8 protein-coding genes and 1 other RNA gene are annotated in these 10,622 nt (G+C 58.6%); 5 read left to right on the plus strand and 4 right to left on the minus strand.

Annotated features, from left to right (window positions below; all coding sequences use genetic code 11):
• The first annotated feature begins 87 nt into the window (after positions 1-87).
• The 5 genes from V3W40_RS21075 to V3W40_RS21095 all read left to right on the plus strand — a co-directional run bounded on the left by V3W40_RS21075 (position 88) and on the right by V3W40_RS21095 (position 7,048).
• Positions 88-1,782, plus strand: a complete 1,695-nt coding sequence (locus tag V3W40_RS21075; protein WP_330215581.1) for a lactate permease LctP family transporter — start codon at positions 88-90, stop codon at positions 1,780-1,782.
• Positions 1,783-1,887: 105 nt separating this feature from the next.
• On the plus strand, positions 1,888-4,698 hold the full coding sequence (locus V3W40_RS21080) for an FAD-binding and (Fe-S)-binding domain-containing protein (RefSeq protein WP_330215582.1): 2,811 nt from the start codon (positions 1,888-1,890) through the stop codon (positions 4,696-4,698).
• A 138-nt stretch (positions 4,699-4,836) separates the two neighbouring features.
• Positions 4,837-5,115, plus strand: coding sequence for a hypothetical protein (locus tag V3W40_RS21085; RefSeq protein ID WP_027605349.1), 279 nt, complete (start codon positions 4,837-4,839; stop codon positions 5,113-5,115).
• 93 nt (positions 5,116-5,208) lie between these two features.
• Positions 5,209-5,605: a transfer-messenger RNA gene (ssrA, locus tag V3W40_RS21090) on the plus strand.
• Positions 5,606-5,791: 186 nt separating this feature from the next.
• Positions 5,792-7,048 carry an integrase domain-containing protein gene (locus tag V3W40_RS21095; RefSeq protein WP_330215583.1) on the plus strand — a complete coding sequence of 419 codons (1,257 nt, stop codon included), beginning with the start codon at positions 5,792-5,794 and terminating at the stop codon, positions 7,046-7,048.
• 166 nt (positions 7,049-7,214) lie between these two features.
• Here V3W40_RS21095 and V3W40_RS21100 read toward each other — a convergent pair whose 3' ends face one another.
• The 4 genes from V3W40_RS21100 to V3W40_RS21115 are packed head-to-tail and all read right to left on the minus strand — an operon-like array spanning position 7,215 to position 10,191.
• Positions 7,215-7,484 carry a hypothetical protein gene (locus V3W40_RS21100; protein WP_330215584.1) on the minus strand — a complete coding sequence of 90 codons (270 nt, stop codon included), beginning with the start codon at positions 7,482-7,484 and terminating at the stop codon, positions 7,215-7,217.
• A complete protein-coding gene (locus V3W40_RS21105) occupies positions 7,481-8,461 on the minus strand; it encodes an integrase domain-containing protein (RefSeq protein WP_330215585.1) in 981 nt (326 codons plus the stop codon). The genes V3W40_RS21100 and V3W40_RS21105 overlap by 4 nt, the downstream gene beginning before the upstream one ends.
• Positions 8,454-8,798 carry a hypothetical protein gene (locus V3W40_RS21110; protein ID WP_330215586.1) on the minus strand — a complete coding sequence of 115 codons (345 nt, stop codon included), beginning with the start codon at positions 8,796-8,798 and terminating at the stop codon, positions 8,454-8,456. Before V3W40_RS21110 ends, V3W40_RS21105 begins: the two co-directional genes overlap by 8 nt.
• A complete protein-coding gene (locus tag V3W40_RS21115; protein ID WP_330215587.1) occupies positions 8,791-10,191 on the minus strand; it encodes a YfjI family protein in 1,401 nt (466 codons plus the stop codon). The genes V3W40_RS21110 and V3W40_RS21115 overlap by 8 nt, the downstream gene beginning before the upstream one ends.
• Positions 10,192-10,622: the final 431 nt, after the last annotated feature.

The raw sequence follows: 10,622 nt of genomic DNA on the forward strand, positions 1-10,622 counted from the left end.
TAGCCTCCAGCGATTGTAAATTGGTATTACCAATTATCCAAGTCGACTATGAAGTGCCTGACCAACAACAATTAGGGGCCACCCCATATGCAAACCTGGCAACAGCTCTACAGCCCGCTCGGCAGCCTCGGCCTGTCCGCACTGGCCGCCGTTATTCCGATCGTGTTTTTCTTCCTGGCTCTGGCCGTGTTTCGCCTCAAAGGCCACGTGGCCGGCAGCATCACGCTGGCGTTGTCGATACTGGTAGCGATCTTTGCCTTCCACATGCCAGTGGACATGGCGCTGGCCGCCGCTGGCTACGGTTTTGCCTATGGCCTGTGGCCTATTGCCTGGATCATTGTCGCGGCGGTGTTTCTCTACAAACTCACCGTCAAGAGCGGCCAGTTCGAGATCATCCGCAGCTCTGTCCTGTCGATCACCGATGACCAGCGCCTGCAGGTGCTGTTGATCGGCTTCTGCTTCGGCGCATTCCTGGAAGGTGCTGCCGGTTTCGGCGCCCCCGTGGCGATTACCGCCGCACTGCTGGTAGGCCTGGGCTTCAATCCGCTGTACGCGGCCGGCCTGTGCCTGATTGCCAACACCGCACCCGTCGCCTTCGGCGCCTTGGGAATTCCGATCATCGTTGCCGGGCAAGTGACCGGAATCGATGCATTCAAGATCGGCGCCATGACTGGCCGCCAACTGCCGCTGCTGTCGCTGTTCGTGCCGTTCTGGCTGGTCTTCATGATGGACGGCCTGCGCGGCGTTCGCGAAACCTGGCCAGCTGCGCTGGTCGCGGGCCTGAGCTTTGCCATCACCCAATACTTCACGTCCAACTTCATCGGCCCGGAACTGCCGGATATCACCTCGGCCCTGGCCAGCCTGATCTCTCTGACCCTGTTCCTGAAAGTATGGCAACCCAAACGCACTGCGGGCGCGCAGATTGCCGGCGCCACTTCCGACGCAGCGATTACCGCCAGCGCCGGCGGCTTCGGCCTGCCGCGCAGCACCGTCGCCTCACCTTACAGCCAGGGGCAGATCTTCAAGGCGTGGTCACCGTTCCTGATCCTCACCGTGCTGGTCACCATCTGGACCCTCAAACCGTTCAAGGCGATGTTCGCCGCAGGCGGCTCGATGTACAGCTGGGTATTCAACTTCGCGATCCCGCACCTGGATCAAATGGTGATCAAGGTTGCACCCATCGTGACCAACCCGACTGCGATCCCAGCGATATTCAAGCTGGACCCGATTTCAGCGACCGGTACCGCTATTTTCTTCTCGGCACTGATCTCGATGCTAGTCCTGAAGATCAATATCAAGATTGGTCTTACCACTTTAAAAGAGACCTTCTACGAGTTGCGGTGGCCGATCCTGTCTATCGGCATGGTGCTGGCATTCGCCTTTGTCACCAATTACTCCGGCATGTCTTCGACCATGGCGCTGGTATTGGCTGGCACTGGTGCAGCCTTCCCGTTCTTCTCGCCGTTCCTAGGCTGGCTGGGGGTTTTCCTGACAGGCTCCGACACATCGTCCAACGCCCTGTTCAGCTCGTTGCAAGCCACCACGGCGCACCAGATCGGCGTCAACGACACGCTTCTGGTCGTTGCAAACACCAGCGGCGGCGTGACCGGCAAAATGATTTCGCCGCAATCGATCGCCGTGGCTTGCGCCGCTACCGGACTGGTGGGTAAAGAATCCGACCTGTTCCGCTTCACCCTCAAGCACAGCCTGTTCTTCGCCACGATCGTCGGGCTGATCACCCTGGCCCAGGCTTACTGGTTTACCGGCATGCTGGTGCACTAAAGCCGTAGCAATAGGGTCATAACCGACGCCAGGCTATAACTTCGGCGTCGGCTTTGCGCAATCGTGTCAATACGGCGCCCGGGGGGTGCTGATCCTGGAGGACCAATGAGTCTGCCTGCCGCTTTCCTTGCTGACGTCGCACAGCTGATCCCACAAGATCGACGTTTCGACGATCCACTTTCCACCCTCGCATTCGGCACCGACGCCAGCTTTTACCGATTGGTCCCACAACTGGTGATCCGCGTCGAATCGGAAGACGAAGTGGTGGCGCTGCTGCAACTGGCCCAGCGTGAACGTGTGCCGGTAACCTTCCGCGCAGCCGGCACCAGCCTGTCCGGGCAAGCGATAAGCGACTCGGTACTGATCGTGCTGGGGGACAATTGGAACGGCCGTGAGATTCGCGGGCAAGGCACTCAGATCCGCCTGCAACCCGGCGTGATCGGCGCACAGGCCAACGCCTGGCTGGCGCCATTCGGGCGCAAGATCGGCCCAGACCCGGCGTCGATCAATGCCTGCAAGATCGGCGGAATCGTCGCCAACAACGCCAGTGGCATGTGCTGCGGTACGGCGCAGAACACCTACCACACCCTGGCCGGAATTCGTCTGGTCCTGGCCGATGGCAGCCGCCTCGATACAGAAGACGCAAGCAGCGTTACGGCGTTTCGTGAACAGCACGGCGCACTGCTCGAGCGCCTGGCCACACTCGGCCGTGAAACGCGGGCAAACGCTGAATTGGCAGCAAAAATCCGCCACAAATACCGTCTGAAAAATACCACCGGCCTGTCACTCAACGCCCTGGTGGATTTTGATGAACCACTGGATATCCTCAGCCATTTATTGGTGGGCTCCGAGGGAACCCTAGGGTTTATCAGCGCAGTCACCTACGACACCGTGATCGACCACCCGAACAAGGCGTCGGCGTTGATCGTGTTTCCGGATGTGGAGACCTGCTGCAACGCAGTCACCATCCTGAAAACCCAACCGGTGTCGGCTGTCGAGTTGCTGGACCGACGCAGCATGCGCTCGGTGCAGAACAAACCGGGCATGCCCGCATTCGTACAGCACTTGTCAGAAAGTGCCTGCGCCCTGCTGATTGAATCCCGCGCCGCATCGCCGTCATTGCTGCACGAACAATTGGCGCTGATCATGGCGTCGCTGGCCGTTTTCCCGGTGGAGAAACAGGTCGACTTCACCGAAGACCCCGTGGAAAACGCCCGCCTGTGGGCCATCCGCAAGGACACCTTCCCCGCCGTAGGTGCTGTACGCAAAACCGGCACCACGGTGATCATCGAAGACGTCACCTTCCCGGTCGAGCAACTGGCCATTGGCGTGAACCGCTTGATCGAACTGTTCGACAAACATCACTACGACGAAGCCATCCTTTTCGGACATGCCCTGGAAGGCAATCTGCACTTTGTGTTCACCCAAGGCTTCAACAGCGCGGATGAAGTCACACGCTATCAAGCGTTCATGGATGACGTCGCGCAATTGGTGGCCGTGGAGTTCGGCGGTTCGCTGAAAGCCGAACACGGCACCGGCCGCAATATGGCACCGTTCGTGGAGCTGGAATGGGGCAGCGACGCCTATCAATTGATGTGGCAACTCAAACGCCTGCTCGACCCCAACGGCATTCTCAATCCTGATGTGGTGCTCAGCGAAGATCCGCAGATTCACCTCAAGCACCTCAAGCCGCTGCCTGCGGCCGACGAGCTTGTGGATAAGTGCATTGAGTGCGGTTTCTGTGAACCGGTATGCCCATCGAAGGGCCTGACGTTGAGCCCGCGCCAGCGCATCGTGATCTGGCGAGATATACAGGCGAAAAAACGCGCCGGCGTCGACACTACCGAATTGGAAGCGGCCTACCACTACCAGGGCATCGACACGTGCGCCGCCACCGGCCTATGCGCCCAGCGCTGCCCGGTAGGAATCAATACCGGCGACCTGGTGAAAAAACTGCGAAGCCGTGACGCCGACCGTACGAAAACCGCCGAATGGCTGGCCACCCATTTCGCCACGGCACTGCAAGGTGCGCGCTTTACCCTGCATGTAGCCAATGGTGCACGCATGCTGCTGGGAGCGCCTCGCCTGGCGAAGCTGTCGGCCACCATGACCAAGTTGTCCAAGGGACAGATTCCGCAGTGGACCAACGCCATGCCACAACCGGAAAAAGCCATTCGCTTCAGCCCGGCGGTGACGGATGAGCGGCCACGGGTGGTCTACCTGGCGGCCTGCGTCTCACGCGCCATGGGCCCGGCGGCCGGTGATAAAGAGCAGATGTCGTTGTACGAAAAAACCCAGGGCCTGCTGGAAAAAGCCGGTTACCAGGTCGTGTTTCCCGACAACCAGGACAACCTGTGCTGCGGCCAGCCTTTCGCTTCCAAAGGCTACGCCGAACAGGCAGAACACAAACGCCAGGAACTGATCGGCGCCCTGCTCCATGCCAGCCGCGGCGGCCTGGACCCGATCTATTGCGACACCAGCCCCTGCACCCTGCGCCTGGTGCAAGACCTCGGCGAAACGCGCCTGGACCTTTACGACCCCGTACGTTTCATCCGCACGCACCTGATGGACCGTCTCGACTTCACACCGCAGGAGGCACCGATCGCCGTACACGTCACCTGCAGCACCCAACACCTGGGAGAAAGCCAGGCCCTGATCGACCTGGCCCGTCGCTGTGCCAAAACCGTGGTGATCCCGGAAGGCATCCACTGCTGCGGGTTTGCCGGCGACAAAGGTTTCACCACGCCGGAACTCAACGCCCACTCGCTGCGCTCCCTCAAGGATGCAGTGCAGCACTGCAGTGAAGGCATCTCCACCAGCCGCACCTGCGAGATCGGCCTGAGCCAGCATGGCGGCATCGACTATCACGGGTTGGTGTACCTCGTGGATCGCGTGACCCAGGCCCGCGCCCATTGATCCCGCAAAAAAAACAGAACCCCTGCGCGCTGGCGTAGTCATCTGCATAGGCCTCGACGCACGAGGCCCATCAGTGATGTCGCTGGCAGCCCATGAACGCCAGCAGCGTCGAGCCTTTTTTGCGCAAGGAGATACCCTATGAAGCGTTCCGCTCTTGCTGGCTTGTTCATTACCGCTGCGATGTTGGCCTCCCCTGCTTTCGCTGCTGGCGAGCCCGACCTGTGCAAGATCAACCTGGACAAAATCAACAACGGTAAAGCGCTGCTCGCCACCGACACCAGTGGCAAAAGCGGCGAAATCGACACAGCCGTCTCCCAGGCCAAGGCTGCCCACGCCGCCGGTGACGACAAGAAGTGCATCGAAATCACCTCCAAGGCCCTGCAAGACCTGCAGAACCTGGACAAAGGCGGTCAATAAGCGCAGGGCCAACCTTCGGGTTGGCCTTCCGTGACCGTTTGGCGTACACTGCACAGGCTTGTCACTCACTATGAAACAACGAGTTACAAGCACGGGGCCGTTTAGGATTCGACGCCGGTCGCGAAACTTTAGGTGCATGCCGAGTTGGTAACAGAACTCGTAAATCCACTGTTGCAACTACTTATAGTTGCCAATGACGAAAACTACGGCCAGGAATTCGCTATCGCTGCGTAAGCAGCCTTAGACCTGAGCTTCTGGTACCTTCGGGTCCAGCAATCACCAGGGGATGTCTGTAAACCCAAAGTGATTGTCATATAGAACAGAATCGCCGTGCAGTACGTTGTGGACGAAGCGGCTAAAACTTACACAACTCGCCCAAAGCACCCTGCCCTTCGGGTCGCTGAGGGTTAACTTAATAGAAACGGCTACGCATGTAGTACCGACAGCGGAGTACTGGCGGACGGGGGTTCAAATCCCCCCGGCTCCACCACTTCATCATCTAAAGACGTCCACGGACGTCTTTTTTTGTGCCTGAAATCCAGTAAATACGGGAATTTCAGCGCTTATGGGGGCTTTGCAGGGTTTCTGAGTTCCAGGCGCTTTGGTATCCCAGGTGGTATCCCGGACTGCCAAATGCTATTTTCAGGATACCAAAACGGTGCTGGAGGTAGCCCCCATGCCTACTAACGCAACCCGCCTCTCCGATCGCCAGCTCAAGGCAGTCAAGGCAACTGGTAAAGACTTCGTCCTCAGCGACGGCGATGGCTTACAGCTTCGAGTACGCGCGAGCGGCTCAATGATGTGGAATTTCAATTACCGCGAGCCCCTGACCAGAAGCCGTATCAATATGGCGCTTGGTCCATACCCCGACCTTTCGCTAGCCAACGCCCGAAAGAAAGCCGCAGAGGCGCGTGAGCTGCTCGCTTTAGGCACTGATCCCAAAACCCAGCGTGATGAGGTAAGGCAAGCCAAACTTGCTGAGCGTGAACACACTTTCGAGAAGGTGGCCACGGCCTGGTTCGAGTTGAAGAAAGACTCCGTAACCAAAGCCTACGCCGAAGACATTTGGAGATCGCTGACGCTTCATGTTTTCCCAAGCATGAAAACAACGCCGCTCTCTCAAATCACTGCTCCGATGGTTATCAAGATTCTTCGTCCAATCGAGGCCAAAGGGAGCCTCGAAACCGTGAAACGATTGAGCCAACGACTCAACGAGATCATGACCTACGGGGTCAACTCCGGGCTGATATTCGCGAACCCCCTCAATGGAATTCGGGCGGTGTTCAAGAGACCCAAGAAAGAGAACATGGCTGCGCTACCACCTGAGGAGCTTCCCGAGCTCATGATGGAAATCGCGAACGCCAGCATCAAGCGCACGACCCGCTGCCTGATCGAATGGCAACTGCACACGATGACCCGCCCTGCCGAAGCAGCCACCACACGATGGGCAGATATCGACTTCGACAAGCGCATTTGGACCATTCCGCCAGAGCGCATGAAAAAGCGTCGGCCGCACACAATCCCTCTTACCGATCAGGCACTTTCGTTACTGGAGACGCTCAAGCAACTCAGCGGTAACAGAGAGTACGTGTTCCCCTCAGATAGAAATCCCCGCACCCATGCCAATAGCCAGACCGCCAACATGGCGTTGAAGCGCATGGGCTTTCAGGACCGTCTAGTCAGCCACGGCTTGCGCTCGATGGCGAGCACCATCCTGAATGAGCATGGCTGGGATCCGGAGCTGATCGAGGTCGCACTGGCGCATGTAGACAAGGACGAAGTTCGTAGCGCCTACAACCGGACGGATTACATCGAACGCCGGCGTCCGATGATGGCTTGGTGGAGTGAACATATCCAGAAGGCGGCAACCGGCAGCCTGTCGGCATCGGCCATCAATCAAACCAGAGATCGCAACGTCGTACCGATTCGCTGAACCTCCAAAAGGTACGCGCCACCGGCTACGACCCGTGTCGTGTAGCAGAGCGAAAGGAGTGACGACAGTTGCCAGATCTCTGGTATGCCAGCGCTTTTTCAGCCAAGCCCCTGAGTATGGGAAGGCTCCGCATTCCCATACTCAGGGGCTCACGCTTAAAGGTCTATCAGGCAACCACGACTTTTGCCTTTCTACGGCGGATCAACCCTGCTGTTAACTCATAGTAGTAGATGGTAGCTGGAGCTGAGCATCGCAAATAGTGCTCCAGAAACCATCTCACGTGCTTTTCTCTCCAGGACCAGGGAGTCGCGCAACCCCAGCGCTCACGAATCACCTCGTGCATCCTTTCTGCTTGCCTGATGTGCCGCTGCTGCGTGGCATGTGCACCTTTGAGCACGGGACGCAAAAACAACGCTATGTCGAACTCGACCGTCATCGCCGACCTCCGATGTAGGCACTCACCACATCGATGCGGTTATGTCCCAGTTCGTGGCTGATCTGCTGTCGTGCACGCTGATCAAGCTCCCGATCTTCTCGATGAACACGACCGCCATTGACGGGTGCAGGGAAGCCCGTCAGTTGTTCATAGCGCTCACAGGCGTAAGCTGCCCGCAGTTCATGGAAGCCTTTCAAACCTCGTTCATGCAGGAGGTCGCGTGCCGGCCGCACGACCTTTTGTATGAAGTCTTTGTAGCTTTCATCGGGCGCCAACAAATTTCTACTGCCACTGGGTGACGCCTCGCAAGCTATATCCAGGGCGCCGCGGACTTGATCCGTGACCGTAATCCAGCGTGGTGCGGACGCGCCGGATCGGCCGCCCTTAGTGCCGTCTTGGATATTGATCTTCCCCAGTCGCTGAGCCTCTCGTTGCAGTCGGGGCAGATCGGCCAGGATCGCTTCGCGCAGTCGCATACCGGTCTCCCGGGCAAGGAGCACAATGGCACTCACCCTCTCCTGCTGACGTTCTGACAGCACTTGCGCAATCAGCCTGACCTGCACACGGTCTTGGCCTTGTGGAGGTTCACTACGAACGCCTGAGCGCTGCAAGCCCAGCGCCTTGCTTGGACTCGGGATTTTGACGTACTGATCACCGCGCAGCGCAGCCATTGTTCGGTTCACGCTGGACAGTCGGTTCTGCGCGGTGGCAATGCCGACGTTGCCCTGATCAACCTGCTCCCGCACGTGGACGGCGTACCGCATGAGGATCTCGCGGTCTATCTGGCGCGCGTCGTTGACCCTCGGTCCTTCATCGGATCGACACCAATGCACGAATGCCTGCCAGCGATCGCTATGGGCTTTGACGGTAGCAAAATGGCCGTCGCCAAACAGATCTTTCAAGGCTTGCGGTCCGGCATAGCTGAGCTGGCGACCAAAGCCGAAATTGCGCCCCGCTCGCTTACCGACCCTAGCCATTTTTCTGTTCCTGATCGACTGCCGCGATATCTTGCAAAAGGGCTCGCCAGTGCGCACTTACAATCGCGAACTGAGCCCAATCAGTCGGGCGAAAACACAGCGTGTTGTCGGTGACGTAAAGATGCGCACCCTCCTCTTTCAACCATTGAATAATGGCTGTCGTCGAGGTGATAGTTTTATGGGTGGTGGCGACACTGGCGACAGCGGCGACAACCCTTGTCCTGCCTAGGTTTGAGCGTGGCGACAAAGTGGCGACAGTAGCGACGACAAATCGCGCTTTGGGCTCCTTTTGACGCTGAGCCAGATGGTTACGCAGCGCTTCATCAAGATTAAACATGGCGCACCTCGAAGGTGTGGCCATCGGTGATCAACCACTGATGATCAATCAACTCGACCAGCAGCTTGGCGGCATAACGACTGCTCTTGCGGGCAAAGCGGGGACCGTTGCGATTCAATTCACGAATACTGAAACGCTTCCAATCTTTGACCTGTAGCCATCGCAGCAGGCGGTCCGCCTCCTCTTTTACTCGACACACTGGCTCCTGCTCAGTCAGGCGCTGGATCTCGGTGAGGTAGTAGCCGACTAGAGCCGAGGCCCGTTGGATATGGTCGACCTCCACGACGCTGCTCTCCTCCACAACTGCAAGAATGCCGGCGACGCGCAGGAGGTTATCGGCGGCCTTTGATCCGCTGGGCCGTACGCTGGCCAGCTCGCCAAACTCCCCTAGCTGAGCTTCGATAGCATCATGCAAATCAATCCAGCGACGACGTGCCAGCGGACTGAGGCTCAGCTCTGACAGCTGCAAGGCTCCGTCAGCGGATAGTAACCAAGGCTGATAAAACAGAGCCGAAAGGCGGTGATGATAGCGCTTGAGGGCGGCGTCTTTAGACAAGTCGACAGCCTGGTAGTTACGTTGCCCGGCTAGACTGGTGGGCCAGGTCATCAAGCAGCGCCCTAGAATGCCTTGCCCCTGCAGCAATGGGTCACTGATTAACTGCATGGCTAGATACGGTTGCAGCATCAGGTGCAGGCTTAAGCGTCGATCGTAAGCTCGCAAGCTTTCACCCGCCATAGACCGCGCGCGATCTATCGGACTGCCGTCCCAGAGTGACGACAAGGTCGTGACCGCTTTCAAACGGTTGTCCCGACTCATGGTGCTGCTGCCAAGGAATTGTCCGCCCTCGTCACAGAACAGCCCCATGCTCGGCAAGTCATGGCAGAGCCCCTTGACCAGGGCCTCGATCGTCGGGTCTGTGGTGATCAACCGAGGGGCCGAAGGCTCCGCCTCGAGCGGTACGCTGTTTTTGGGAGAGGGATCGGCAGGCTTGATACGCTGCGCCTGCCGCTGTGCGGCATGGTACAGGGCGAGTTGTTCGCGGTAGCGCTTCCACTGTTCACGCTCCCATTGCCGTGCCGGCAGCAATGCACATCGGTCTGCCGCGGTCTTGCGATCACCGGACGCAGCCACCGTGATCAGGTACAGCGACAGGGGATAATTTCTCCCGTCGAGCTGTAAGCCCGCATGACCTTGAGTGGCCAGCGCCGAGGTAGCCAACACTGATTGCGCGGCCAATGCCTGGGGCACGCCGATGACCTCGGCCATTCGCTCTACCGCAGGCCCAAGAATCCCACCCAGTGCCTGCACCGGATAAGGCGGGGCCACGGGATTCGACTCAATCAGCGGTCGAGGTGGTCGTGGCAGTTCAAGCTTCGGATCTAACTGCTGCATGGGCCCTCTCCTCGTTCATAGTTGGTTGTCCTCACGTAGTCCCGCCACGGCTGTTGAGTGTTATCAGGGATCAAGGCCCCTGCGGCCTGTGAGGTGTTCACTGACGTGAAACGAACGGCTCCTTACGACCGGGAGCAAGGGCATGACCCCATGAATCTGGCCTCCTTAGACGCATCCGAAGATGCGGGCGGGTGGAGGCTGTGCCGACTGACGAGTTCGGCACCTGGAGATCCTGAGTGAGAGAAGGCAACAACATCGACACCTGGGGCATGCCTGACTGTCAGTCAGGTGCAGCCTTTCCATAGGCTGCGGCACCGGTGCCTGTGTCGTTGCGGATGGCGACGAATCGGATTTTTCAGGCCGATTGTCACGAGGAGAGTTGCGGCAATGCCTTGTACGACGTGGCTTGCAGCAGTGGTATGAGCGCCCGT

The organism is Pseudomonas sp. AM8 (assembly GCF_036346475.1).
GTDB classification, from domain to species: Bacteria; Pseudomonadota; Gammaproteobacteria; order Pseudomonadales; family Pseudomonadaceae; genus Aquipseudomonas; species Aquipseudomonas marginalis.

Excerpts from the sequence above, each read along its gene's own strand:
- V3W40_RS21075 (WP_330215581.1), top strand. The coding sequence starts at position 88 with ATGCAAACCTGGCAACAGCTCTACAGCCCGCTCGGCAGCCTCGGCCTG.
- V3W40_RS21080 (WP_330215582.1), top strand. The coding sequence starts at position 1,888 with ATGAGTCTGCCTGCCGCTTTCCTTGCTGACGTCGCACAGCTGATCCCA.
- V3W40_RS21085 (WP_027605349.1), top strand. The coding sequence starts at position 4,837 with ATGAAGCGTTCCGCTCTTGCTGGCTTGTTCATTACCGCTGCGATGTTG.
- V3W40_RS21095 (WP_330215583.1), top strand. The coding sequence starts at position 5,792 with ATGCCTACTAACGCAACCCGCCTCTCCGATCGCCAGCTCAAGGCAGTC.
- V3W40_RS21100 (WP_330215584.1), bottom strand. The coding sequence starts at position 7,484 with ATGACGGTCGAGTTCGACATAGCGTTGTTTTTGCGTCCCGTGCTCAAA.
- V3W40_RS21105 (WP_330215585.1), bottom strand. The coding sequence starts at position 8,461 with ATGGCTAGGGTCGGTAAGCGAGCGGGGCGCAATTTCGGCTTTGGTCGC.
- V3W40_RS21110 (WP_330215586.1), bottom strand. The coding sequence starts at position 8,798 with ATGTTTAATCTTGATGAAGCGCTGCGTAACCATCTGGCTCAGCGTCAA.
- V3W40_RS21115 (WP_330215587.1), bottom strand. The coding sequence starts at position 10,191 with ATGCAGCAGTTAGATCCGAAGCTTGAACTGCCACGACCACCTCGACCG.